At 35.8% G+C, this 25,331-nt stretch carries 25 protein-coding genes; 23 read left to right on the top strand and 2 right to left on the bottom strand.

Annotated features, from left to right (window positions below; genetic code table 11):
- Positions 1-10: 10 nt before the first annotated feature.
- Positions 11-811 (bottom strand): methylenetetrahydrofolate reductase, encoded by an 801-nt coding sequence (locus RZ74_RS05845; protein ID WP_053950469.1) that lies wholly within the window; start codon positions 809-811, stop codon positions 11-13.
- Positions 812-906: 95 nt separating this feature from the next.
- Positions 907-2,640 carry a phospho-sugar mutase gene (locus tag RZ74_RS05840; RefSeq protein ID WP_053950468.1) on the bottom strand — a complete coding sequence of 578 codons (1,734 nt, stop codon included), beginning with the start codon at positions 2,638-2,640 and terminating at the stop codon, positions 907-909.
- A gap of 166 nt (positions 2,641-2,806) precedes the next feature.
- Here RZ74_RS05840 and RZ74_RS05835 point away from each other — a divergent pair, with 166 nt between their 5' ends.
- From RZ74_RS05835 to RZ74_RS05725, 23 genes are all read left to right on the top strand, one after another.
- Complete coding sequence (locus tag RZ74_RS05835; protein ID WP_053950467.1) at positions 2,807-3,463, top strand: NAD(P)H-dependent oxidoreductase; 657 nt, start codon at positions 2,807-2,809, stop codon at positions 3,461-3,463.
- A 263-nt stretch (positions 3,464-3,726) separates the two neighbouring features.
- The gene (locus RZ74_RS05830) at positions 3,727-4,698 is read left to right on the top strand and encodes a beta-ketoacyl-ACP synthase III (protein ID WP_053950466.1); all 972 of its coding nucleotides are present in this window, start codon (positions 3,727-3,729) and stop codon (positions 4,696-4,698) included.
- A 37-nt stretch (positions 4,699-4,735) separates the two neighbouring features.
- Positions 4,736-4,978: an acyl carrier protein gene (locus RZ74_RS05825; RefSeq protein WP_053950465.1), complete on the top strand. Its 243-nt coding sequence runs from the start codon at positions 4,736-4,738 to the stop codon at positions 4,976-4,978.
- A gap of 34 nt (positions 4,979-5,012) precedes the next feature.
- A complete protein-coding gene (fabD, locus tag RZ74_RS05820) occupies positions 5,013-5,912 on the top strand; it encodes an ACP S-malonyltransferase (protein ID WP_053950464.1) in 900 nt (299 codons plus the stop codon).
- Between the two features lie 2 nt (positions 5,913-5,914).
- Positions 5,915-6,655 carry a 3-oxoacyl-ACP reductase FabG gene (gene fabG / locus RZ74_RS05815; protein ID WP_053950463.1) on the top strand — a complete coding sequence of 247 codons (741 nt, stop codon included), beginning with the start codon at positions 5,915-5,917 and terminating at the stop codon, positions 6,653-6,655.
- A 46-nt stretch (positions 6,656-6,701) separates the two neighbouring features.
- Positions 6,702-7,139: an acetyl-CoA carboxylase biotin carboxyl carrier protein gene (locus RZ74_RS05810; protein ID WP_053950462.1), complete on the top strand. Its 438-nt coding sequence runs from the start codon at positions 6,702-6,704 to the stop codon at positions 7,137-7,139.
- Between the two features lie 50 nt (positions 7,140-7,189).
- Positions 7,190-7,555, top strand: coding sequence for a 3-hydroxyacyl-ACP dehydratase FabZ family protein (locus RZ74_RS05805; RefSeq protein ID WP_053950676.1), 366 nt, complete (start codon positions 7,190-7,192; stop codon positions 7,553-7,555).
- A 20-nt stretch (positions 7,556-7,575) separates the two neighbouring features.
- On the top strand, positions 7,576-8,949 hold the full coding sequence (locus RZ74_RS05800) for an acetyl-CoA carboxylase biotin carboxylase subunit (RefSeq protein ID WP_053950461.1): 1,374 nt from the start codon (positions 7,576-7,578) through the stop codon (positions 8,947-8,949).
- Positions 8,939-9,757, top strand: coding sequence for an acetyl-CoA carboxylase carboxyltransferase subunit beta (locus RZ74_RS05795; protein WP_187291404.1), 819 nt, complete (start codon positions 8,939-8,941; stop codon positions 9,755-9,757). Before RZ74_RS05800 ends, RZ74_RS05795 begins: the two co-directional genes overlap by 11 nt.
- Positions 9,758-9,766: 9 nt before the next feature.
- A complete protein-coding gene (accA, locus tag RZ74_RS05790; RefSeq protein ID WP_053950460.1) occupies positions 9,767-10,534 on the top strand; it encodes a carboxyltransferase subunit alpha in 768 nt (255 codons plus the stop codon).
- 40 nt (positions 10,535-10,574) lie between these two features.
- Positions 10,575-11,336, top strand: coding sequence for an enoyl-ACP reductase FabI (fabI, locus tag RZ74_RS05785; RefSeq protein ID WP_053950459.1), 762 nt, complete (start codon positions 10,575-10,577; stop codon positions 11,334-11,336).
- A complete protein-coding gene (locus tag RZ74_RS05780) occupies positions 11,329-11,919 on the top strand; it encodes a 4'-phosphopantetheinyl transferase family protein (RefSeq protein WP_053950458.1) in 591 nt (196 codons plus the stop codon). Before fabI ends, RZ74_RS05780 begins: the two co-directional genes overlap by 8 nt.
- Positions 11,920-12,268: 349 nt before the next feature.
- A complete protein-coding gene (gene fabZ, locus RZ74_RS05775; RefSeq protein ID WP_053950457.1) occupies positions 12,269-12,712 on the top strand; it encodes a 3-hydroxyacyl-ACP dehydratase FabZ in 444 nt (147 codons plus the stop codon).
- A 13-nt stretch (positions 12,713-12,725) separates the two neighbouring features.
- Positions 12,726-13,964: a beta-ketoacyl-ACP synthase II gene (fabF, locus tag RZ74_RS05770; RefSeq protein ID WP_053950456.1), complete on the top strand. Its 1,239-nt coding sequence runs from the start codon at positions 12,726-12,728 to the stop codon at positions 13,962-13,964.
- Positions 13,965-14,098: 134 nt separating this feature from the next.
- On the top strand, positions 14,099-15,088 hold the full coding sequence (gene galE, locus RZ74_RS05765; protein ID WP_053950455.1) for a UDP-glucose 4-epimerase GalE: 990 nt from the start codon (positions 14,099-14,101) through the stop codon (positions 15,086-15,088).
- Between the two features lie 92 nt (positions 15,089-15,180).
- Positions 15,181-16,089 (top strand): aldo/keto reductase, encoded by a 909-nt coding sequence (locus RZ74_RS05760; protein WP_053950454.1) that lies wholly within the window; start codon positions 15,181-15,183, stop codon positions 16,087-16,089.
- A gap of 96 nt (positions 16,090-16,185) precedes the next feature.
- Positions 16,186-17,085 carry a DMT family transporter gene (locus RZ74_RS05755; protein ID WP_053950674.1) on the top strand — a complete coding sequence of 300 codons (900 nt, stop codon included), beginning with the start codon at positions 16,186-16,188 and terminating at the stop codon, positions 17,083-17,085.
- 99 nt (positions 17,086-17,184) lie between these two features.
- Positions 17,185-17,796, top strand: a complete 612-nt coding sequence (locus tag RZ74_RS05750) for a TetR/AcrR family transcriptional regulator (RefSeq protein ID WP_053950453.1) — start codon at positions 17,185-17,187, stop codon at positions 17,794-17,796.
- 12 nt (positions 17,797-17,808) lie between these two features.
- Positions 17,809-20,517, top strand: a complete 2,709-nt coding sequence (locus RZ74_RS05745) for an MMPL family transporter (RefSeq protein WP_053950452.1) — start codon at positions 17,809-17,811, stop codon at positions 20,515-20,517.
- A gap of 105 nt (positions 20,518-20,622) precedes the next feature.
- Positions 20,623-21,546 carry a YczE/YyaS/YitT family protein gene (locus tag RZ74_RS05740; RefSeq protein ID WP_053950451.1) on the top strand — a complete coding sequence of 308 codons (924 nt, stop codon included), beginning with the start codon at positions 20,623-20,625 and terminating at the stop codon, positions 21,544-21,546.
- Between the two features lie 302 nt (positions 21,547-21,848).
- Positions 21,849-23,237 carry an amino acid permease gene (locus tag RZ74_RS05735; RefSeq protein ID WP_053950450.1) on the top strand — a complete coding sequence of 463 codons (1,389 nt, stop codon included), beginning with the start codon at positions 21,849-21,851 and terminating at the stop codon, positions 23,235-23,237.
- Between the two features lie 40 nt (positions 23,238-23,277).
- Complete coding sequence (locus RZ74_RS05730) at positions 23,278-24,216, top strand: DMT family transporter (protein ID WP_053950449.1); 939 nt, start codon at positions 23,278-23,280, stop codon at positions 24,214-24,216.
- 144 nt (positions 24,217-24,360) lie between these two features.
- Positions 24,361-25,302, top strand: a complete 942-nt coding sequence (locus RZ74_RS05725) for a DMT family transporter (protein ID WP_053950448.1) — start codon at positions 24,361-24,363, stop codon at positions 25,300-25,302.
- Positions 25,303-25,331: the final 29 nt, after the last annotated feature.

Here is a 25,331-nt window from a genome sequence, read left to right as displayed (position 1 = left end):
AGACTCCTTTTTATTCAAAATTGTGTTTGATTTCTTCGTAAATGCGGTCAGACACTTCCCAATCGTTTTGGGTATACAAATGAATGCCATCGACATGATGTTCGTACAAATCATCAATTTGTTCGACAGCAAATTCAATACCATCATCTAACATGTCTGTTGATTCATCAACAAATTCGGGAACGTCTATTTCATTGTGTAGTAGGTAGTGTTTCTTAAACGGATCCGTAATTGGCATAATCCCAATTCTAATTGGAATATTTATGCTTTTCTTGTGTGCTTCTTTTAAAAAGTCATAGATTTTATGGTTATCAAAGCACATCAAAGAAATGAGACTGTTAACACCGCTATCCACTTTTTTCTTGAGATAAAAAACATCATCTTTTAGTGAATCGGCAAATGAATGAACATCTGGATAACAAGCAGCCACAATGTTAGTGGTATCATTTTTATCCAGTTGATTCACGTATTCAATCAAATCACTAGCATAACTAAAATCATCTTGCACTTCCATATTATGATGAAGATTACCACGAACTAACAATAAATTCTTGATATCTGATTCGCGAAATTCAGTGAAAGCTTTTTTGATTTCTTCTTTTGTGTGCGATAGTCCTGTTAAGTGAAGGATCACGGGGATGTTTAAATCTCGTTGAATGTATTGTGCACATTTGATCATTTCTTCGTATGAGTACCGACTTAAGTTACTGATAGATACGAAGTCTGGTTTCCATTTGTTGATGTAATGTTTCATCTGGATAAGATCGTGTGAATTCGCTTCAATTTCGACTGAAAATGTTTGATCTCTCATAGAAGGGTCCTTTCGAGTCTGGTAAATTTAATACTTTCATTCTAACACGAAAAATAAAAAAGCGTTATTAACGTTTGCTAATAACACTTTCATAATTAAACTAATTGTTCAATTAATGCATCTACGGCATTAATATAGCTTTCAAGCTTGGTGTTTACAGCTTCTTGATTATCATCGACAGTTCCTAGGTAGAACTTGATTTTAGGCTCTGTTCCGGAAGGACGGATAGCAAACCAAGTACCGTCAGCCAACCAATATTTCAAAACGTTAGCTTGAGGTAATTGAATTTTTTCCACGCTACCATCAGCATTAGTTTTAGTAGACTTATCGAAGTCTTCCAATGATTCCACATTTTGACCGTTGAATTCAGTTAATGGATTTGATCTTAATTCGTTCATGATGTTATCCATCTTAGACTTACCTTCAAGACCTTCAAATGATTTTGAAATGGTCTTTTCTTCATGGTATCCATAAAGTTGGTAAATTGATTGAAGACCATCATATAAGGTTTGACCCTTGTGCTTGTAGTATGCTGCTACTTCAGCAAGTAGAACAGTTGATTGGATGGCATCTTTATCACGGACGAAGGGTTTGATTAAGTAACCGAAACTTTCTTCGAAACCAAATAAGAAAGTATTTTCATTAGTTTCTTCAAAATCCTTAATCTTTTCAGCGATGTATTTAAATCCAGTTAAGACGTTTTGCATCTCAACACCATAGTGGTTAGCAATCTTAGTAGCTAATTCCGTTGAAACGATTGATTTAACCACGGCACCGTTTACTGGTAAATCATTAGCGTCTTGTTTAGCAGTTAAGATGTAATCTAATAGGACTGATGCGATTTGGTTACCGGTCATTAATTCATAGCTACCATCTGGTTGACGAACGGCAGCACCCAGTCTATCAGCATCGGGGTCAGTGGCTATTAATACATCAGCTTCTTCTTGATTACCTAATTGAATTGCTAGATTGAATGCTGAAGCGAATTCCGGATTAGGAAAATCAACAGTTGGAAATTCTGGATCAGCGATTGCTTGTTCCTTTACTAATGAATAGTTTTTAAAACCAACATTATCCAAAGCACGACGGCAAATGATTTTTCCAGTTCCGTGAAGAGGGGTGTAGACGAATTTTAGGTCTTTACCAACTTCTTGGATTAATTGGTGGTTAACGTTAACATTTTTTACATTTTCCAAGTATGCAGCGTCAACATCTTCGCCAATAACAGATAGTAGCTTTTGTTTTCTTAATTCTTTGACGTCGGCAACCTCGATTGCGAATACATCTTCGGCTTGGCGAACAAAACTAGTAATCATATCTGAAGCCTTTGGTGGCATTTGACCACCGTCTTCACCGTAAATTTTGTATCCATTATATTGCATTGGATTATGGCTAGCTGTAATCATAACACCCGCAAAAGCATGTAAGTGTCTAATTGCAAATGATAGTTCTGGAGTAGGGCGGATATCATCAAAGACAAATGATTTAATGTTATGTTGTCCTAAAACACGAGCAGCTTCGTAGGCGAATTCTTCTGAATGGTAACGAGAATCAAAACTGATTGCCACACCGCGTTTCTTTTCTTCATCACTTAATGTATCCATGTATGAAGCAAGACCTTCAGTAGCTTGTCTAACGGTGTAGATGTTCATACGGTTAATTCCGGCACCGATTAAACCACGCATACCAGCGGTTCCAAATGACATGTTAGTGCCAAAAGCATCGTTGATTTCGTTTGGATTATTTTTAATGGTATTTAAATCATGTTTTACAGATTCGTTTAAATTGGGTTGGTTAGCCCAAGTTTTGTATAATTCTTGTGCGTTCATATAAAGTCTCCAATAAACTTATTTCATTACATTTTCTAAGTATAGTTAATGCTGTATTGATAGTCAATTTATAATAGAAGAGAGAGCTTAAATAAAGCTTATTAATTGTCATTGCTTTGGAAAATGTGGTAAGTTACTTTTAAATAATAAGTAAGGAGGATTTATTATGGATAAGAATGAAGAAATTATTCAAACTGCGCACCGTCGTTATGCGACTAAGAAGTTTGATGCTAATAAACAAATTAGCGAAAAAGACTGGGACACCATTTTAGAAGTTGGTCGTCTTTCACCAAGTGCTTTCGGATTTTCACCATGGCAATTCTTAGATATTCAAAGTGACGATTTAAAGAAAGAAATTTATGATTACGCATGGGGTGGTCAAAATAGTTTAAATGGTGCTAGTCACTTTATGATTATTTTAGCAAAAAAAGGAATCACTGCGACTCATCCATACATCCAACACATTACTGAAGATGTAGCAGGACATGAATATGCACCTGATTCAGCATTTTCAAAGAAGTTTACTGACTTCCAAGAAAATGATTTTAAATTAACAGATGATCGATCACGTTTTGATTGGGCATGTAAACAAACATACATTGCTTTAGCTAACATGATGACCGCAGCTGCTGAATTAGACATAGATAGTTGTGCAGTTGAAGGTTTCAACCGTGAAAAGATTGAAGCTATCCTTTCTGAAAAAGGGATTTTAGACACTAAGGAATGGGGCGTATCAGTAATGGCTGGTTTCGGCTACCGTGATCAAGACATTACTCCTAAGCGTCGTCAACCAATGGAAGAAGTTTACCGTGTAATTAAATAGTAGAAAGTCCATCCATAAAGGATGGATTTTTATTTCAATAAGGTAGATACGCTCAATAAGCGTTACACAATAAATGAAGAGTAACTTATTAAAATCCACCTAAAAAACATCTTCAAAACGTTGGTATTATCAACTTTTTCGAATTTAGATGCTTTTAATTTGACTGATATCGGTTGAAAAAAAGCCGATTTTAATTAAGAATTAATTAGTGGTATTAACAAGTACTATCAAAAGATAACCCAAATTGGTTTAGAGGAGATATCATGAACAGTTTTTCAATTTTAGCTACTGCTAAAGCCGTTCCTGAAAAGATAGTTACCAATGACGATTTGGCAAAAATCATGGACACTTCTGATGAATGGATCAGTAAGCGTACAGGAATTAAACAACGCCGAATCGCTACAAAGGAAACAAATACTTCTTTAAGCGCTGAGGTTGCTTCTCAATTACTAAAGAACGCTGATGTTGATGCTAACGATATTGATTTCATTATCGTGGCAACAATGTCTGCTGATTATCAAATGCCATCAACTGCAGCCGCAATCCAAGGAATGATTGGAGCTAACAATGCTGTTGCTTTTGATATCAGTGCTGCATGTTCTGGTTTTGTATTTGCTACTCATACTATGAATGCATTATTAAACTTAAAGCCAAATGCTTTAGGAATTATTATTGGTTCTGAAAAAATGAGTAACCTAATTAACTGGGAAGATAGAACGACTGCTGTTTTATTTGGGGATGGAGCCGGTGGAATGCTAGTTTCAAACCAAGGTGATGGTGAAATTCTATCCAGCAACTTAAAGAACTATGGTGATGAAGACAAGGCACTACTTGCAGGTCATTTAACAGGTAGTGGTACATTTGGTAAAAGCGATGACGATACAGATGAATACCTTCATATGAAGGGAAGAGAAGTATTTAACTTCGCAACTAAGAATGTTCCCGCATCAATTCGTGAAGCTGCAAAACAAGCAGGAATCGAGTTAAGTGACATAAATCACTTTGTGTTACATCAAGCGAACGCACGAATTATTAAATCTGTAGCCCGCAAATTAGGCGAAAATGCTGATAAGTTCCCTGTTAACATCAATCTTTATGGAAACACATCTGCAGCAAGCGAACCAATTTTGTTGTCAGAAATGATGGAAAATGGTTTAATAACTAAGGGAGATATTATCGCCCTTTCAGGTTTTGGTGGTGGCCTAACCACTGGAACTATTATTTTAAGGTATTAATTTTTTATATTATTTTATTTATGGAGTGAATTATATTATGGCAGACAAGAACGCAATTTTTGACAAGGTAAAAGAAATCGTTGTAGATCAATCAGACGTTAAGGCTGAAGACATCAAGATGGAAACTAACTTCAAGGACGAACTAGATCTTGACAGTTTAGACTTATTTGAAATCATCGATGCTCTAGAAGACGAATACGACATCGAAATCGATACTGACAACGACATCGCAACTGTACAACAACTAGTTGACTACGTTGCAAACCAAGTTGAAGACTAATATTTAATTAGTTAATAATTAGGAGTGTTTAAGTTTGAATATTTGTTATCTATTTAGTGGCCAAGGTAGTCAATTTAAGGAAATGGGACAGGATTTGTATAAAACAAATGCTGTGTACAAACGTACAATTGACGAGGCCTCAGAAACATTGAATTTAAACTTAGCTGATCCGGAAATTTTTGATAATCCTAATAATACTCAAATTGCTATTTTAACGATGAGTGTAGCTATTCATCGTATTTTAGAAGATAAAATAGCTAAGCCCGTTGCTATGATGGGATTGAGTTTAGGCGAATATAGTGCTTTAGTTGCTGCTAAAGCACTATCTTTTCAATCAGGGCTAAAGCTAGTACACGATCGCTCACATTACATGGATGAAGCAGGTAAGCAAAATCCAGGTTCTATGGCTGCTGTATTGGGTCTTAGCCCTGATTTTGTGAAGAGCGTTTGTGATGAAATTGATGATGTATACCCTGCAAACTACAATAATAAGTCTCAAGTTGTTATTGGTGGTACTAAAGAAGGGGTTGCAAAAGCAATGGAAGTACTTACTGAAAAGGGTGCTAAACGTGTGGTTCCACTACAAGTTGCAGTGGCTTCTCATACTCCATTGATGCAACCAGCATCAGATCAATTAGCTAAACGTCTTGAAAGTGTTGAATTTAGTGAACCAAACGTAGATGTTATCAGTAACACTACTGTAAAACCATTTGCTTTGGATACTGTTAAGGAAACATTAGTTAATCAACTAATCAATCCAACTCACTTTATGCAAGATGTTGCTTCTCTAGAAGACAAAAACATCGACGCCTTTATCGAAATCGGTCCAGGAAATACGCTAAGTAAGCTTGCTAAAAAGACACTAAAAGCTGATACATATAATGTAGAAAGCGTTGAAACTCTAGATGCCTTATTAGATAAGTTAGGAGAATAATAATGGAAAATAACGAAAAACAAGTAATCCTAATCACTGGTGCTACCAAGGGATTAGGTTTAGCTGACGCTGTTCGTCTAGCTAAAGATGAAAACAACATCGTAATTGCCAACTCACACAGACAATTAAGTGACGAAGAACTAAAGGCCTTCGAAGCTAACTTCGATAAAGAAATCGAAGTGCTTGTTGGAGACGTTGCCTCAGAAGAAGATGCTGAAGCAATGATTAACAGCGTTATTGAAAAGCACGGTAAGATTGATGTGCTAGTTAACAATGCTGGTATCACTCAAGATACTCTATTAACTAGAATGAAGGGTGATTCATTCAAGCAAGTTCTAGACACTAACTTATTTGGTGTTTTCAACATGACTAAATTTGCTATGAAGAAAATGCAAAAAGCTCGTAAAGGTTGTATCATCAACCTTTCAAGTATTGCCGGTCTTCACGGTAACCTAGGTCAAGCCAACTACTCATCAACTAAAGCTGGTATTGTTGGTTTAACTAAGACTACAGCCCAAGAAGGTGCTCTACGTGGAATCCGTTGTAATGCGGTTGCTCCAGGTATGATTAAGACTGCCATGACTGCTAAGTTAGGCGACAGCTACATTGCTGATTGGGAAGAAAGAATCCCAGCAAAACGTTTTGGTACTCCAGACGAAGTTGCACAAGTTGTTGAATTCTTAATCAAGAACGAATACATGAATGGACAAGTAATCACCGTTGACGGTGGATTAACTATGTAATCAAAGTTAAGTAAGAACATTCTTAATTAACAGGAGATAATAAATCATGGAACAAAAAGATATTGAAAATTTAATGGACAAGTTTGACAAGTCCAGTATGAAAGAATTTAAAATCACTGCTGATGATGGTACTAACCTATACTTTTCTAAGTTAGAACATCCGGCTGTTGCCGCTGCTCCCGATGCTGCACCAGCTTCAGCAACTCCATCAACTGATGGAACACCAGCTCCAGTTGTAGCTGCAGGTTCAAAGATTAAAGCTCCACTTGTTGGAATTGTTTACTTTGCACCAAGTCCTGAAAAACCAGTCTTCAAAAAAGTTGGAGACCACGTTAAAAAAGGCGATGTAGTTTGTGTAATTGAAGCTATGAAGGTTATCAATGAAGTAAAAAGTCCAGTTTCTGGAACTATTACTAAGAAAGTTGCCGAAAATGGTGACATGGTTGAATACGATCAACCAATTTTTGAAATTGAGGAGGACTAATTTTGGACTATAACGTACAAGATTTCATTCCTCAAAGATTTCCATTCCAAATGCTAGATAAAATTGTTGAAGTTAACCCAGGAGTTGGCGCTAAGGCTGAAAAGCTTTTAACAGTTAATGAATGGTTCTTCTCAAAACAACATCTAGAATTTGGAATGCCAAGACCTATCGCAATGGAAATGCTTGCGCAAACTGGAGTTTGTGCATTGCTTTCAATGCCTGAATACAAAGGTAAAAATGTTTTCTTTGGTGGTATCAAAGAAGCAACATACAAAGACAGCTTTAGACCCGGCGACAAGTTGGAACTAGCTGTTGAAATGACAAAACTAAAGAGAAACATTGGTGAAGGTCATGGAACAGTTACACGTGATGGCGAAGTAATTTGTGAAGGTACTTTAATCTTTGCAATTGAATAAGTTCATAAAGGATGAGTGAAATGTTTAAAAAGGTATTAATTGCCAACCGTGGTGAAATCGCGGTGCAAATCATAAGAGCACTTCATGAGATGGACATTAAAGCTGTTGCCGTTTATTCAACTGCCGACAAGGATAGTATGTTTGTTAAATTAGCTGATGAATCAGTATGTATTGGTGGACCACAACCTAATGAATCATATTTAAACATGGCTGCGGTTATCGATGCTGCAATTTTAACTAACAGTGAAGCTATTCACCCCGGTTACGGATTTTTATCTGAAAATGCTGAATTTGCTGAACTTTGCGAAAAATGTTCAATTAAGTTCATTGGACCAAGTTCAAAAGTAATTGATTTAATGGGAAACAAATCTCATGCTAAAGCTGCAATGAAGAATAGTGGAGTCCCAACTATCCCTGGTTCTGATGGATCCATCGAAAGTTTGGACGAAGCATTAAAGCTAGCTGATGAAATTGGTTATCCTGTCATGCTTAAAGCTGCCGCTGGTGGTGGTGGAAAAGGTATCCGTGAATGTGATGATCCTGAATCATTAAAAGAAATCTTTACTACTACTAAGCGTGAAGCAAGAATTTCATATGATGACGATTCATTATATATGGAAAAAGACTTAAGCGATGCTAAACACATCGAAATGCAAGTGATTGCAGATCAAAAGGGAAATGTTGTGTACTTCCCTGAACGTGATTGTTCACTTCAAAGAGGTCACCAAAAAATTATTGAAGAAACTCCATGTATTGAAGTTTCTCAAGATCAACGTGACTACTTAGGTCAATTAGTAGCTAAGGCTACTAAGGAAATTGGTTATGAAAACACTGGAACTTTCGAGTTCTTATTAGATGAAAAGACTAATAACTTCTACTTCATGGAAATGAACACTAGATTACAAGTTGAACATACAGTTACTGAAGAAGTTGCTGGAGTTCAATTAATCAAAGCACAAATCCAAGTAGCAGCCGGTGAAGAATTACCATTTACTCAAGAAGATGTTCAAGTTAACAGCTATGCGATTGAATGTCGTATCAATGCTGAAGACCCAGCTCATGGCTTCTTGCCAGCACCAGGAAAATTAAAGAATGTTAGTTTTCCATTTGGTACTAAGGGTGTTCGTATTGATTCTGGAGTTGAATCTGGAGACACCATTTCTCCTTTCTACGATTCAATGATTGCTAAAATCATTGTACATATGCCTGATAAACCTCAATCAGTCGTAAAAATGAAACGAGTAATCAATGAATTTAAGGTTGATGGAGTTAAAACTAACCGTCAATTCCTAAACGATTTGTTACAAGACAAACATTTCAATGATTCAGATTTCAATAATCTATACATTGAAAAATCATTCTTGAAAGAGTGGTTGAAAAACGTTGAAGAATAATAAATCAGAAGAAACTAAAGATTTACAAGCACTAATGGACAAGGTTCCAGATCATTTATTTATTAAATGTCCTGTTTGTGAAGAAAACTTTTATAACAAAAAGCTAGGCGCATACAAGTTATGTCCTAACTGTGGATACGGATTTAGATTAGGTGCTAAAGAACGAATCGACATGACTGTTGATGAGTTCACACCAATTAACAGTGAAGTATCTGCTCCTAAACGTTTCTTAGAAGATGAAAAATATGCTGGTAAATTAGCGAAATCAAAAGAACTAACTGACTTAAATGAAAGTGTTCAAACTGGGATTGCTAAAATCGGTGATGTTGAATTCGCACTTGGTGTGATGGATTCTCGTTTCATCATGGGAAGTTTAGGTACCGCAACTGGTGAAAAACTAGCGCTATTATTCGAAGAAGCAACTGAAAAGAATCTTCCAGTTGTTGTCTTTTCTTGTTCTGGTGGTGCCAGAATGCAAGAAGGAATCCACTCATTAATGCAAATGGCCAAAGTATCACAAGCTGTTTCAGACCACGCAGAAAAAGGATTATTATACATTTCAGTATTAACTGATCCTACTACTGGTGGGGTTACAGCAAGTTATGCGATGGAAGGAGATATTAATATCTCTGAACCACATACATTAATTGGTTTTGCTGGTCGTCGAGTAATTGAAAACACCATTCAACAACGTCCACCAAAGGATTTCCAACGTGCAGAAACATTGCTTAAAAATGGTTTCTTAGATGCCATTGTTAAGCGTCAAGATATGAAATCAGTTTTAGCCAGATTATTGGCTTGGAATTAGGGGGATATTATGACTAAAGCATACGATCGTGTTCTTGCGGCTAGAAGTGCTGATAAAATTAGTATCCAAGACCTAGTTGCTGGAATAACTGATGATTTTATCGAATTGCACGGTGACCGTGCTTATAGTGATGATCCAGCAGTTTACGCTGGGATCGGAACTATCGGTGGTCAAGCCGTTACAATTACTAGTATCCAAAAAGGTGATAATACTGACGAAAATATCGAAAGACATTTTGGTTCAGCTGAACCTTCAGGATACAGAAAAGCTTTACGTTTGATGAAACAAGCGGAAAAGTTTAACCGCCCAATTATCAACTTGATTAACACACCAGGTGCTTATCCTGGTATGGATGCTGAATACAAAGGTCAAGGTTACATGATTGCTCAATCAATCTTACAAGGTCTTAAGTTATCAGTTCCATACATCAGTGTTATCGTTGGTGAAGGTGGAAGTGGTGGTGCAATCGCACTTGCTGTTGGTGATACTGTTTGGGCTTTTGAAGATAGTATTTATTCTGTATTATCTCCAGAAGGATATGCCACAATCTTGTGGAAAGACTCAAGTAAGGCAGCACAAGCCGCTGAACAAATGCAACTTACACCTAAGGAATTATTAAACAATGAAATCATTGATAAGATCATTCCTGAAGTAAAAGATGCAAAATCAATGCAAAACTTCAAAGAAGCTTTAATTGAAAAAATTAATGAACTTAAACAATTACCTAAAGAAGAATTATTGGCACAACGTCATGAACGTTACCGTAAATTCAACTAAAGTAATTTAATTGATTTGTATATTTAGGAGGTCAAATCAAATGTCAAACTTATTAGATGGAAAAACAATTGTTGTTATGGGTGTTGCTAACAAACGTAGTATTGCCTGGGGATGTGCTAAGTCACTAATGGATAATGGTGCTAAAGTCATCATTACTTACCAAAACGAAAGACTAAGACGTCAATTAGATAAATTAGTTCCAGAAGGAACTGAAATGATTGAATGTGACGTTGCTGAAGATGCAAACGTTGAAAAGACTTTCCAAGACATTCAAGCTAAATTCGGTAACATCGATGGTGTTATTCATGCTATTGCTTACGCTGACAAAGAAACTCTTGAAGGTGGCGTTATTGATGTTAAGAAAGATGGTTACAACTTAGCTCAAGACGTTTCAGCTTACTCACTAATTTCAGTATCACGTTACGCAAGTCGTGTTATGAACCCACAAGGTAGTATTGCTACTCTAACTTACATGGGTTCAACTCGTGCTATTCCTTCATACAACATGATGGGTGTTGCTAAGGCTGCTCTAGAAGCTAACGTAAGATACCTAGCTTCTGACTTAGGTCCTAAGAAAATCCGTGTTAACGCTATCTCTGCAGGTGCTATCAAGACTCTTGCCGTTACTGGTATTAAGAATCACGGTGACCTACTAAAAGAATCTGAAGCAAGAACTGTGGATGGCGAAGCTGTTGATATTCACCAAGTTGGTGACGTTGCTACATTCTTAATGAGTAACCTATCATCAGGTGTTACTGGTGACTTGATTTACGCTGATAAGGGTGTTCATTTACTTGCCTAATAACACAGAAATTTTTATTGATTCAATCCAAAATCCTAAATATCAAGAAATTTTCAAGAAGGCTGATGTTGATTTTACAAAATACAATAAACGCCAAGCTATCGTGGGAAACTTGATGTTAGCGGATTATATGGGAATTAGCATCGATGAATTATTACATGGCGACCTTTTTAATTATGGTAAGCATGGCAAGCCATCATTAAAGAGTAACCAATTCCAATACAATATTTCCAATTCTTATGATTTAGTTATCTTAGCGGTTTCTGATCAAGAAGTTGGAATTGATATTGAAAAGCTTCGTCCGTTCACATACAAACGTATCACTAGAGCTTTCACTGATAATGAATTAAATTATTTAAGTCAATTATCTCCAGAAGAAGATGGTGATGAAACTTTGAAATTGTGGACAATTAAAGAAGCAGCTTTAAAACTAGTGGGAACTGGTTTATCTGGTAAAGTCAAAAGTGTGGATATTGATGTTGATACTAAAGAATCAGCAACAAGACTAGACCGTAAAATTAAACTAACCGATATTGAGGTAGCAGATGGTTACGTTGGAACTTTAGCTACTTATGATGACTAGTAAATTTAGTAGATGATTTTTCCGGGGTCGATGGGACAATTAGTAGACGAATGAAATCATCGCTTGCTACAAGTTAAAACTAAATGAATATACTTAGTCGCATATGTCACATAAAGCAATAAATTAAAAACGTTGTTATAGCAGCAATTTTCATCTTTTTTAGATGAAAAGAGTGCTTCTACGTTGTAACTTAGTATCGATATTGTTAAACTGAACGATGTTGATTAGGATATCTAGATATGAAAACTAGATGTGCTGATTAATCATAATTTTTAAAACTAAAATTATAAATCAGATTAATAAAAAAGTTTAATTGTTAAATTTTGAATTTAAATAAGGAGTGCTTATCGTGAGTGTTTTAAATACAACCGAAATTATGGATTTAATTCCAAACAGATACCCAATTTTATACATTGATAGAGTTGACGAACTAGTACCAGGCGAAAGAGTCGTAGCTACTAAGAACGTTACTATCAACGAAAACTATTTCCAAGGTCACTTCCCTGGAAACCCAGTTATGCCTGGTGTTTTAATTATTGAAACTATGGCACAAACTGCATCAATCTTAATTCTAAAGAGTGAACAATACAAAGATAAGACTGCTTACTTAGGTGAAATTAAGGGTGCTAAATTTAGAAAGATGGTTAAACCAGGTGACGTTGTAAGATTCGAAGTTACTATGGGTAAACAAAAGAAGAACATGGGACAAGTTGACTGTACTGCTTACGTTGGCGACAAGAAAGCTTGTTCAGCTCAACTAACATTTATCGTTCCAGACGTTAAACGTAAATAAGGAGGATAACTCTATGACAAAGCGTGTAGTTATTACAGGTATTGGTGCCGTTAGTCCATTAGGTAACGACGCAAATACATTTTTAGATAATATCTTTGCTTCAAAGACTGGTATCGGACCAATCACTAAGTTTGATCCAAGTGAAACTGGTGTTTCACTAGCCGGTGAAGTTAAAGACTTTGATCCACTAGAACGTATCGACAAGAAAGTCTCAAAACGTATGGATGACTTTTCACGTTACGCTTTATACTCAGCTTACGAAGCTATGGAACAAGCTGGACTAAAAGAAGGAAACTTCGATCCAGATGAATTAGGTGTAATCTATGGTTCAGGTATTGGTGGTTTAACAACTATCCAAGAACAAGCAATCAAGATGTCAAAGAAGGGTCCAGGTCGTGTATCTCCATTCTTCGTTCCTAACTCAATCATTAACATGGCTGCTGGTAACATTTCAATTAACTTAAATGCTAGAAACACTTCTCAAGCTATCGTTACTGCTTGTTCATCAGGTACTAACGCTATTGGTGATGCATTTGATTACATTCGTTTTGGTAAAGCTAAAATGATGATTACTGGTGGTTCAGAAGCTTCAGTTAACGAACTAGGTATCGCAGGTTTCGCTGCTCTTTCAGCTCTTTCAACTTCAGAAACTGTTGAAGGCGGTTCAATTCCATTCGATAAGGATAGAAATGGATTCGTTATGGGTGAAGGTGCCGGTACTTTAGTTCTTGAAGAACTAGAACACGCCAAAGCACGTGGTGCTAACATCTTAGGTGAAATCGTAGGTTACGGTACTAACTCAGATGCGTACCACTTAACTGCTCCAAGACCTGACGGTTCAGGTGCTGTTGATGCTATGAAGTTAGCTCTTAAAGATGCTAACGTTGACCCTAAGGACGTTGACTACGTTAACGCTCACGGAACAAGTACTCATGCTAACGATTCAGCTGAATCACAAGCAATCAAGAAGGTATTCGCGGATAACGATCACATCAAGGTAAGTAGTACTAAGGGTATGACTGGTCATGCTCTAGGTGCCGCTGGTTCTCTTGAAGCAGTTATCATGGTTGGTGCATTACAACGCCAACAAATGCCTGTTAACTATGGTGTTAAGAACATCGACCCAGAAGTTGAAGTTGAACTAGTTAACGAAGACAACAAGAAGTCACCAGTTAATTACGAAATCTCAAACTCATTTGGTTTCGGTGGTCACAACGCAGTTCTTGTATTCAAGAAATACGAAAACGACTAATTAATATTAAAAAGCTATGGAATTTCCATAGCTTTTTTGTTTACATAAATAAAAATGTCAATTTTGGGTTTTATTGAAACTTTAAGGTAGCTGTTAGATAATATATGTATTAGATATACTAAAGGAGAAATAATATGGCTATTTTAGTACCTGGAGGAGCCGGATACATTGGTTCTCACACAGTTGAAAGATTAATTGAAAAAGGTTTTGAAGTGGTTGTCGTAGATAGTTTAGCTACTGGCCACCGTCACAGTGTTAATACCAAAGCAATATTTTACCAAGGTGATATTCGCGACCGCGAATTTTTAGATAAAGTTTTTAGTAAAGAAAATATTGACGGAGTAATTCATTTTGCTGCGAACTCAATTGTTCCAGAATCAATGGAAAAACCACTTAAATACTTTGATAATAATACTGGTGGAATGATCACTTTACTAGAAGCGATGCATGATCACGATGTTAACAATATTATCTTTTCATCAACTGCAGCTACTTATGGTGAACCAGAAAGTATTCCGGTTAAGGAAACCGATTCACAAGTACCTACTAACCCTTACGGTGAAAGTAAGTTAATGATGGAAAAAATGATGAAATGGGCAGACGTTGCATACGGCATTAAATATACTGCACTACGTTACTTCAACGTCGGTGGTGCAATCATGGATGGTAGCATTGGTGAAGACCATGGCCCAGAAACTCATTTAATCCCAATCATTTTACAAGTTGCTCAAGGAACCCGTGATCAATTACAAATTTTTGGGACTGATTACCCTACTAAAGACGGAACTAATGTCAGAGACTATGTTCATGTAATGGACTTAGCAGACGCTCATATTTTAGCTCTACAACGATTATTAGATGGTGGATACTCAGATGCCTTTAATTTAGGTTCATCCACTGGATTCTCCAACCGTGAAATGCTAGAAACAGCTCGTAAAGTGACGGGAAAAGAAATTCCTGCCGTCGACGCACCTAGAAGAGCAGGAGATCCAAGTACATTGGTTGCAGATTCTACCAAAGCACGTGAAGTTTTAGGATGGCAACCAGAACACGATAATGTGGAAGATATTATTGCTAGTGCATGGAAGTGGACTCAACAGCACCCTCATGGGTTCGAAGATTAAAATCGTATAAGAATCACTTCTATATTCTTGAAAAATAGTTAATTCAGTTTTACCATAGATATGAATTAAAGATATAGGAGGCTGAATTTTCTATGAACAGATTAGAAGGACTGGTTCAAACTACCACTTTAAACAACGGTGTTGAAATGCCTCGTTTAGGTTTAGGTGTTTGGAAAACTAATAACACAAGTGCAAAAGAATCAGTAAAAGAATCTATCATCAAAGGTTACCATTTAATTGATACTGCTAAGCAATATGGTAACGAAGCTGGTGTGGGTGAAGGAATCAAAGAAGGTTTAGCAGCGACAGGTAAAAACCGTAAAGATTTATTTATTACTACTAAAGTTTTCAATGGAGATCAAGGTTATCAAAGTACTTTAGACGCATTAAATGGAACTCTAAAGAGACTTGATTTAACATACATTGACTTGTATCTAATGCATTGGCCAGTTGATGGTAAATATTTAGACACTTGGAAAGCAATGGAAAAGTTATATCACCAAGGTAAAGTAAGAGCAATTGGTGTATCTAACTTTGATAACGACCGTTTACAAGATTTACTTAACCACTGTGAAATTGTTCCAGCGGTTAACCAAATGGAATTTAATCCAATCAACCAAGAAAAAGACATTATGGCTTTTAACAGCCATGCTGGAATTCAATTGGAAGCTTGGTCACCACTCGGTGGTGGGGAAGCACTAAACAATCCAACCATTAAACAAATTGCTGATAAGTACAACAAATCAGTAGCTCAAGTAATTCTTCGTTGGGATTGGCAAAAAGGGGTTGTCACAATTCCTAAGTCATCTCATGAAGAAAGAATCATTCAAAATTCAGATATTTTTGATTTTGAATTATCAGATCAAGACATTCAAGCCATTGATGCACTAGATCAAGCTAAGCGTAGTCTATGGTACCCAGATTTTGAATGGCATACTACTGGTCAAATGACAGATACAGTTGACCAATGGGATGATTCTCCTAAAAATTATAAAGACTAATAAAAAAGGCGTTGTCTAATGACAACGCTTTTTGTTTTGTCCTATAATGGAGATAATAACTATGCGGAATGGAGAATCGATTTGGAAAATAAGCGCATGAGATTACAAGAGAAACTGTTGGGGGCTACTTTAGCAATCACAGGTGCTATTCTATGGGGAATTCAAGGACCAGTATCACAATTTTTATTTCAAGATAATCACTTATCACCAGAATGGTTGATGGGAATTAAGATGGGAATTTCTGGAATCTTAATTCTGTTATTTACCAAGTTTTTCAAAAAAGAACCGGTAATGACATTATGGAAACAACCAAAAAACATCGGTGTATTCATCGCATATGCCATTTTTGGGTTAGCTGCTGTTCAGTACCTATACTTGGTCACAGTTAATTTAAGTAATGCCGGTACAGCAACAGTGCTACAAAGTTTAGGAACTGTATTAATCGTTATTTTTACAGCGATTTTTTATCATCAATTACCTAATAAATATGAAGCAACAGCCGTGTTAGTCGCATTAATTGGAACTTGGCTATTGGTGACTAAGGGACAATTAACTCAATTAGCGATTTCAACACCAGCTTTAACCGCCGGATTATTATTAGCGTTAGCAGGATCTATCCAAACCATGCTACCGGTGAACCTATTAAAGAAATTTAGTTCATTGGTAGTTGTTGGTTGGGCAATGCTAATTGGTGGAATATTATTTACAATCGTTCATCCGTTTTGGGTGGATGTACCTAAAATGACATTAGGAACATTTTTAGGGGTTACTTTTATCGTCTTATTTGGAACGATGATGTCATTTATCTGTTTCATCAATAGTTTGCGCTTTATTTCACCTACGGTAGCAGGGATGTTAGATACGTTTGAACCACTGTCAGCAACGATTGGGGCGATTGTATTTCTAAATACATCCTTTAATGGAGCCGAAGTTATTGGTGGATTATTAGTCTTAAGTACTGTCTTTATCCTCGCTTTAGGCAGTCGAAATGAATAAAATAAAAAAAGATAATGAACAACGTGTTGACTTTTTAATACGTTGTTTTTATAATGGAGTTAATTTCTAAGAGGAAATGATTTTTTGAGGGGGATTATTATGGTTAAACAAGATCGTCGAACAATTCAAACCAAAGCACAAATTACTGATGCTTTGATTCAATTGATTCATGAAAAAGGTTTTAATAATTTGAACGTCACTGATTTAACGCGCGCAGCAGGAATTGGTCGAGGAACTTTTTACATTCATTACTTAGATAAATTCGATTTGTTAAATAAAATTGAAGCGCAACTAATGGATGAAATTCAACAAGTTCTAAATAATGTTATTCCTGAAGAATTGAGTGTTCATTCAAATGCAGATTCTGAAGTTCCTTCTGAATTATTAATTAAAACACTAGATTATTTTTACCAAAATTCTAAGTTACTCTCTGCTTTATTAAGTCCAGATGGAGATCCTTATCTGATTGATAAAATCAAAGAGATGTTTAGAAACCTCATCAAAGAATCATTTCATGCCTCATCTGATGATATTGAGTTTAATCCCAATATACCAAGGGACTATATTATGGAAATTATTTTGGATCGACTAATGAGTATCGTGGTTTACTGGATGAGTAAAGAAGATTTAGAATCACCAGAAGAAATCGCGAAAATTATTAAGCTAACACAACACATTTCACCAAACGAATTAGTTTACATCAAGAAATAGGGGGATATTTTGATGCCAAAATTTATTAAAAAATATACAGGCAGCTTAATTGCATGGCTAGTTGTTGTTATCTTAAGTGTTGTTTTCCTACCAAACATGTCTAATCTGGTAGCACAAAAAGGACAAACTAAGATTCCATCAAATTCACAAAGTCAAATTGCACAAAAAATTCAAGATAACTGGGGTCATGGGATTGGTAATACCACTGACGCAGTCATCGTGTTTAACAATGGTAATCAAAAGATTACAGCTGAACAACAAACTAAAATTAATGATACTATCCAAAAAATTAAGGATAACAAGGATAAATATGGCGTTAAAGGCATTACCGCACCAATGGATAATGACGCCACTAAGAAGCAATTAATTTCAAAAGATAAGACTACTGAACTAGTCCAAGTTCATGTTACTAAGTCTCGTTCAATTCAATCAGTAAACACAGATTTACAAAAAGCAGCTAAGACTACTGGTGTGAAGACATATGTTACTGGTGGTGACATTTTAAATGATGATTTTAGAGTTTCTACAGAAAAGGGAATTCAAAAAACTGAAGTGATTGCAGCGGTATTTATTTTAATCGTATTAATCATTGTCTTTAGATCACCAATCGTTCCACTTGTTTCACTATTAACTGTTGGTGTTTCATTCATCGTTTCACTAAGTATTGTAATGAATCTAGTACAAGCATTCGGTTTCCCACTATCTAACTTTACAAGAGTATTTATGGTCGTGGTATTATTCGGAATTGGAACTGATTACAACATCTTGTTATATAACCAATTCAAAGAAGAACTTAGTCGTGGAAAAGACAAGATTCAAGCTACTATTGATGCTAGAAAAGTGGCAGGAAAGACTATTCTATACTCTGGGACTTCAGTTCTAATTGGTTTTGCAACCTTGGCATTAGCCAAGTTCTCAATTTACCAATCTGCAGTCGGAGTTGCGGTTGGTGTTGCGGTACTATTAGTAGTACTAGTTACTCTAAATCCATTTTTCATGGCTACAATGGGTAAACATATTTTCTGGCCATCCAAAAACTTCGCTGGTGAAGGTGAAAACAAATTCTGGAGTTTCTTATCTAATAAGTCAGGTAAGTTCGCAATCCCAGCAATTGTATTAGTTCTATTGGTAACAGTTCCATTCATGGCTTCATACAAGAATAAGTTGAACTATGATAATGGTGTCGAACTACAAAACAGTGTTCCGGCTAAACAAGGTCTATTAACTGTTCAAAAGCACTTCTCAAAAGGAACAGCAGAACCATCAACTATTTACATTAAGTCTGACCATAAGTTAGATAATGAAAAAGCGTTGAATGAAATCGACCGTTTATCACAACAACTAAGTAAGCAAAAGGGCATTAAGACAGTTGCATCTGTAACTCAACCAAGTGGAATGCCAATTAACCAACTATATGTTAGTGATCAATTATCAACTTTAAATGCGAAGATGAAGACCGCTAACAAAGGACTAAAACAAATTAATAGCGGTGCTAAAGGTTCATCATTTAACACTACACCATTACAAGATATCGCTACTTCAGCTACTAACATTGGTCAATACTTAAGAAACATCCAATCAATTAGTAGTTCAACAAGTAGTTCTAACGGTAAGCAAGTGTTAGAACAATTACAAAAACAAATGGTTGCAGCAAAGCAACCATTGAGCCAAACACAATTACAAATTGTTGGTGCATTGCTACAACAATCATCAGCAAAACAACAAAGTGTTATGACACAATTACAATCACAACTTCAAGCAATTGCTTCTAATACTCAAGGAATTGGTAACAATACCCAAGCTCTAGCAACTCAATTGAAGGAAACTCAAACTAAGCTAAAGAAGGCTAGCGAAGGTTTGGATAAGATTGATAAAGGAATGGGAACTGCTAATGATTACTTAGCTCAATTAACTAATTCTAAGGCAGCAGACCAATTCTATATTCCAGCTAGTGTCTTAAAGAGTAAGACATTCAAACAATCAGTTGCTAACTACTTATCATCTGACAAGAAAGTTGCTAAGATTACTGTTGTCTTAGATAAAGACCCTAACTCAGAAGCAGCTATGAATCAAGTTGATAAGCTACAAACTCAAATTCAAGATAACATTAAAGGAACTACTTTAGATGGTAGTCAAGTCGCTATTGGTGGTCAAACTTCTACTACTTCTGACACTCACCATATTGCTAGTTCCGACTTCTTTAGAACTGCCGTTATCATGGTAGTCGGAATTATGATTGCTTTAATGATTATCACTAGATCAGTATTACAACCATTCTACATTCTAGGAACTCTAATTATTGCTTACGTAACTTCATTAAGTATCACTAAGCTAATTAGTGCAGCATTCTTAGGACAAAAGACACTTACATGGAATACACCATTCTTCACATTTGTGATGTTAATTGCATTAGGTGTTGATTACAGTATTTTCCTAATGATGAAGTATCGTGAATTTGGCAAGGTTGATAGCACACCAGCTAAGCAAATTGAACATGCATCATCTGTAATCGGAACTGTTGTTATTTCAGCAGCCATTATTCTAGGTGGTACTTTTGCAGCATTAATGCCATCAGGAGTGTTAACACTTATTCAAGTTGCTATTGGTGTGATTGTTGGTTTGATTATTCTAGTATTCACTATTCCAATGTTGATATCAGCATTAATCAAATTAACTTATCCTGAACCAAGTACTGACTCAAAACAAGATAAACAAGAATAAAACATGAAAGCTATGGATAAAATTCCATAGTTTTTTTATTTGCTAAAAACGTTGAAAGGTATATAATGTAAGCGTATTCATTTTTTAGATAAGAAGGTTAAAACAATGGAAAATATTTCTTATGACAATTCAAAAAACGTAATCAATAAACCGCTAGATTTTTTCTTACGTGCAGTAATGTCGTTAGTGGGAGTTTCGCTTATCGCATTAGGAGCTGCATTTATGCGCTCTGGAAAAGTGGGGATTGATCCATTTACAGCGATGAACATAGGGATGTCTAATAAATTAGGTATTTCACTAGGATTATTCCAACTATTGGCCAACCTAGTGTTATTCATTATTGTTTTAATTTTTGATCGAAAACAAATTGGAATTGGGACTATTTTCAATATGGTTTTAGTAGGATTCGAAATTGAATATTTCAGTTCGATTTATACAATGTTTTTTCCTAAAGCAATTAGTGTTCCAATGATGATCTTCGATGCTATCGTGGGTATTTTAGTGTTTACACTTGGGACTTCAATTTACATGTCCACAAAGTTAGGGGTGTCTCCATATGATGCAATTGCGCCAATCATTGCAAATAAGACCCACATTAAGTACCAAAAGATTAGAAGTGCACAGGATATTTTATTCATGGTAGCCGCAGTCGTCGTTGCAGGACCATTTGGATTTATGACTATTTTTACAGCTTTCTTTGCGGGTTCATTAATTAGCTTTTGGAACAATACTTTGAGTCGCGAACTAATGCTACACATTGATCATTTCAGTATGAAACCTAGTTTGCAAAATGCAGCGGGTGGATTGTTTGAATTAGGTCGTCGTGGGTACGATATTGTAAGTAGTGCATATCAAGATACTTACATTATGCAAAAACAAATGTCTGGATATACTAACACCGAAATTGAGGAATTAATTAAAAGAACCAACGATAATATTAGAAAAAACGAACAGGTCCAATTAATTCTTAATAAACGTTTAGAGTCGTTAAACGCGGAGTTAAAGCAAAGAGCATTAAGCAATAAATAAAAAAAGCTTGCATTATGTCGATTTATTCGGTAAGATAATTACAAATAAATGAACAGATAAAAAACGGAGGTCTCATCATGGTGACTTGTTATAAATTGACATTACAACAAGATAATAATAATTTCTTCTTTAATTTTGAACTAGCTATTTAGTATAGTATCGAGGAGAAATTATTTCACTATGAAAACTTCGAAGCACTAGAAAAATAGCTGGTAACAGTTATTCTTTCTGGTGCTATCATAAAATCGCACTGGTTAGAACTAGTGCGATTTTTTTATTGCTCATATGATAGGGGGATTTTTATGAATATACTGTCTAAGGTGAATCGTAAGACATCGTTGGCTAAATTCATTGATAGGGACAAGAACCTTGAAAGAACTATCGGAACTAAAGATTTAACTATGATGGGAATTGGAGCTGTTATTGGTGCTGGAATTTTTATTCTTCCTGGTACTGTGGCTGCAACTACCGCTGGTCCTGGAATTATTGTTTCGTTTATCATCGCAACGATTGTATGTTCACTTTGTGCAATGTGTTATGCTGAATTCTCTTCAGCATTGCCAGTTGCCGGAAGTGCATACACATTTGGTAATATCATCTTTGGTGAAATTACAGGATGGATTATCGGATGGGGACTAGTTCTTGAATATATGCTTTCAGTGGCAACTGTTTCGACAGGATGGTCGGCATACTTACAATCGTTCTTAGCAAACTTTGGTATTCATATACCAAAAGCACTTTCTGCTAATTATGATCCAAGTCATGGAACATATGTTAACATCATCGCAATCTTAGTTGTTGTTTTGATTTCTTGGATTTTAACAAGAGGTGTTCAATCATCCGCTAAACTTAATGATATAATGGTACTTGTGAAAATTGCGATTATCATCGTGTTTGTGGTTGCAGGAGCATTCTTCGTTAAACCATCGAACTGGAATCCATTTATGCCTTTTGGTGTAAGTGGAGTGTTCCATGGAGCATCCTTAGTATTCTTTGCATATTTAGGTTTTGATGTTATTGCAGCCTCAGCAGGTGAAGTAAAAAATCCTAAAAGAACAATGCCTATTGGAATAATTGGTAGTTTGGTAGTATGTACAATCTTGTACATCTTAGTATCAGTAGTTCTAACAGGAATTGTTTCCTATAAAGATTTAAATGTTTCAGACCCAGTGACATTTGCACTTCAATTGATTCACTTGGACAAATTAGGAATGTTAATTTCAGTAGGTGCACTGGCCGGAATGTTTACTATGATGGTAAACATGATTTTCAGTAGTTCACGTTTGATTTATTCAATTGGACGTGATGGCTTATTACCAAAAGGTTTAAGCAAAATTGATGATAAACGCAATGTGCCCAAGCACAGCATTATCTTTGTAACAATCGTCATTGCTGCAATGGGTGGATTGTTCTCATTAGATAAGTTAGCTAGTTTAGTTAACATTGGAACGTTGATTGCATTTACCTTTATGTCAATCGGAGTTATTTTCCTTCGTCGTCGTAAAGATATTAAAAACGATGGATTCAAAGTTCCGCTATACCCATTCTTGCCAATCGTTTCAGTGATTGCATGTATCTACTTACTATTGCAATTACCATTAGATACTTGGGTTACTGCGGCCATCTGGTTTGCAATTGGTTTAGCAATTTACTTCGGTTATGGTGTCAAACATAGCCGTTCAAACAAATAATAATAGTCGCGAGGACTATTAAAAATTGGGGAGTTTTATTATGGACAAGAAACACACTACGACGGAAAACGTCATGAAAGGGATCTTTTGGTCCGCGATGGCTTCAACCCTATGGGGGTTCTCAGGAGTTATCATGCAATTCGTTGCTAAGAACGAAGCTGTTCCTACACAATGGTTCATCTCAGTTCGTACTTTATTTGCCGGTATTTTACTTTTAATTATTGGTTCAATTCACGTTGGTAAACATGTTTTTGATGTTTGGAAATCAAAAGAATCAATCATCAGATTATTCATTTATGCAATTTTTGGTTTAGCTGTTAACATGTCGACTTTCTACGTAAGTATTCAACAAGGTAATGCTGCTACTGCAACTATCCTACAATACTTAGCACCAATCTTTATCGTATTATACGGTTTAGTATTCATGAAGAAGAAGCCACTTAAAGCTGATGTTATTTCATTCTTATTAGCATTAGTTGGGGTATTCTTAATTATTACTAACGGTCACATCGGTGAACTATCAGTTCCATTGACTGCTGTTATCTTTGGTTTACTATCAGCTGTATCAGCTGCGGTTTACTACTCAGTTCCAAAGCCATTATCAAAGGAAAACTCACCATTTGTTGTTCTAGGTTGGGGTACTTTGATTGCCGGTGTATGTTTTAACGCATACCACCCATTCTGGACTGACGCTCCTAAGATTACACCAGGTATCGTATTAGGTATTGGTGGAGTTATCTTAGTTGGTACTATCTTCGCATTCTCAGCTGTTCTATACAGTTTGAAGTTTGCTCCATCAGAAGTATCAAGTATTGTTGATGCTGTTGAACCAGTTGTTACTATCATTTTAAGTATGATTGTATTCCACTTGATTCCAACACCAATTGAAGCAATCGGTGCAATTATCATTATTGTATCAATTTACTTCCTACAAAGATCTCACCAAAAGATGGGAAAAAACGATCCAGATATTAGATAATTAAAACTTAAAAAAGCCAATTTACTAGTTAAATTGGCTTTTTTTATTTTAAAAGATGCGTAGTTATGATATCCTTTTAAGATAGGTTTTCAAGTAAGAAAAGTTAACATTTACTTGGATTATAGAGATTTATGGGGTGAAAATATGGAAAACGAAAAGGGCGTTTTAGAAACTAATGTCATGAAAGGTATCTTTTGGGCATTCGTTGCGTCAGCGCTTTGGGGTGTTTCTGGTACAATTTTACAATTCGTATCACAACAAGAACACCTAGAAGCTAACTGGTTTTTATCAACCAGAACAATGATTTCAGGAATTGTGTTATTATTGATTTCAGCAATTGTTTATAAAGGACACATTTTTAATGTCTTCAAATCCTGGAAATCATTCATTTGTATTGTGGCTTACGGTATTTTTGGACTAGGTGCGAACTTATATACTTTCTATATGAGTGTGCAAACGGGAAATGCAAATGCATCAACCATCCTACAATACTTAGCACCACTATTTATTTTATTAGGTTCAATTATTTTTCAACACAGAAAACCATTACCAATTGACGTTATGGTTTTTGTAATCGCACTAGCTGGGGTTGTGTTGTCCCTAACTAAGGGTGATTTTTCACAACTATCAATTAGTACTGGTTCATTGATCTGGGGAATTTTATCTGGGGTAACCGCAGCGTTCTACGTTGTCTTACCAAGACCAATCGTTGGTCAAAGTTCTCCAATGGTTATTCTAGGTTGGGGTACTTTGATTGCTGGAATTGTTTTCAACATCAAACAACCAATCTGGGTTAACATGCCTCACATGACACCAGGAATCGTGTTTGGAGTAGGAGGAATTATTCTTTTCGGAACAATCCTACCATTCATGTTATTACTACACGCATTGAACTTTGCTCCTTCTGAAGTGGTTAGTTTAGTCGATGCGACCCAACCAATCGTGACATTTATTCTAAGTGTCATCTTCTTCTCAATCTCAATTAGCTTTATTGAAATTGTCGGAGCATTACTTGTGATTTTAGCCATCTTTATTTTGCAAAAGTCACATCGTAAATTAACAATCGATAAACATAGCGAAGAATAAAACTACTAAGAAGCACTTTTGATAGAAAA

The organism is Apilactobacillus apinorum, assembly GCF_001281175.1.
Lineage (GTDB): Bacteria > Bacillota > Bacilli > Lactobacillales > Lactobacillaceae > Apilactobacillus > Apilactobacillus apinorum.
Note: the sequence above shows the minus strand (reverse complement) of the source record. Positions and strands in the feature narration are given on the sequence as shown.

What these genes read in the sequence shown, in the direction of transcription:
- RZ74_RS05845 (WP_053950469.1), bottom strand. Translation starts at nt 811, where the DNA reads ATGAGAGATCAAACATTTTCAGTCGAAATTGAAGCGAATTCACACGAT.
- RZ74_RS05840 (WP_053950468.1), bottom strand. Translation starts at nt 2,640, where the DNA reads ATGAACGCACAAGAATTATACAAAACTTGGGCTAACCAACCCAATTTA.
- RZ74_RS05835 (WP_053950467.1), top strand. Translation starts at nt 2,807, where the DNA reads ATGGATAAGAATGAAGAAATTATTCAAACTGCGCACCGTCGTTATGCG.
- RZ74_RS05830 (WP_053950466.1), top strand. Translation starts at nt 3,727, where the DNA reads ATGAACAGTTTTTCAATTTTAGCTACTGCTAAAGCCGTTCCTGAAAAG.
- RZ74_RS05825 (WP_053950465.1), top strand. Translation starts at nt 4,736, where the DNA reads ATGGCAGACAAGAACGCAATTTTTGACAAGGTAAAAGAAATCGTTGTA.
- fabG (WP_053950463.1), top strand. Translation starts at nt 5,915, where the DNA reads ATGGAAAATAACGAAAAACAAGTAATCCTAATCACTGGTGCTACCAAG.
- RZ74_RS05810 (WP_053950462.1), top strand. Translation starts at nt 6,702, where the DNA reads ATGGAACAAAAAGATATTGAAAATTTAATGGACAAGTTTGACAAGTCC.
- RZ74_RS05805 (WP_053950676.1), top strand. Translation starts at nt 7,190, where the DNA reads ATGCTAGATAAAATTGTTGAAGTTAACCCAGGAGTTGGCGCTAAGGCT.
- RZ74_RS05800 (WP_053950461.1), top strand. Translation starts at nt 7,576, where the DNA reads ATGTTTAAAAAGGTATTAATTGCCAACCGTGGTGAAATCGCGGTGCAA.
- accA (WP_053950460.1), top strand. Translation starts at nt 9,767, where the DNA reads ATGACTAAAGCATACGATCGTGTTCTTGCGGCTAGAAGTGCTGATAAA.
- fabI (WP_053950459.1), top strand. Translation starts at nt 10,575, where the DNA reads ATGTCAAACTTATTAGATGGAAAAACAATTGTTGTTATGGGTGTTGCT.
- fabF (WP_053950456.1), top strand. Translation starts at nt 12,726, where the DNA reads ATGACAAAGCGTGTAGTTATTACAGGTATTGGTGCCGTTAGTCCATTA.
- galE (WP_053950455.1), top strand. Translation starts at nt 14,099, where the DNA reads ATGGCTATTTTAGTACCTGGAGGAGCCGGATACATTGGTTCTCACACA.
- RZ74_RS05760 (WP_053950454.1), top strand. Translation starts at nt 15,181, where the DNA reads ATGAACAGATTAGAAGGACTGGTTCAAACTACCACTTTAAACAACGGT.
- RZ74_RS05755 (WP_053950674.1), top strand. Translation starts at nt 16,186, where the DNA reads ATGAGATTACAAGAGAAACTGTTGGGGGCTACTTTAGCAATCACAGGT.
- RZ74_RS05750 (WP_053950453.1), top strand. Translation starts at nt 17,185, where the DNA reads ATGGTTAAACAAGATCGTCGAACAATTCAAACCAAAGCACAAATTACT.
- RZ74_RS05745 (WP_053950452.1), top strand. Translation starts at nt 17,809, where the DNA reads ATGCCAAAATTTATTAAAAAATATACAGGCAGCTTAATTGCATGGCTA.
- RZ74_RS05740 (WP_053950451.1), top strand. Translation starts at nt 20,623, where the DNA reads ATGGAAAATATTTCTTATGACAATTCAAAAAACGTAATCAATAAACCG.
- RZ74_RS05735 (WP_053950450.1), top strand. Translation starts at nt 21,849, where the DNA reads ATGAATATACTGTCTAAGGTGAATCGTAAGACATCGTTGGCTAAATTC.
- RZ74_RS05730 (WP_053950449.1), top strand. Translation starts at nt 23,278, where the DNA reads ATGGACAAGAAACACACTACGACGGAAAACGTCATGAAAGGGATCTTT.
- RZ74_RS05725 (WP_053950448.1), top strand. Translation starts at nt 24,361, where the DNA reads ATGGAAAACGAAAAGGGCGTTTTAGAAACTAATGTCATGAAAGGTATC.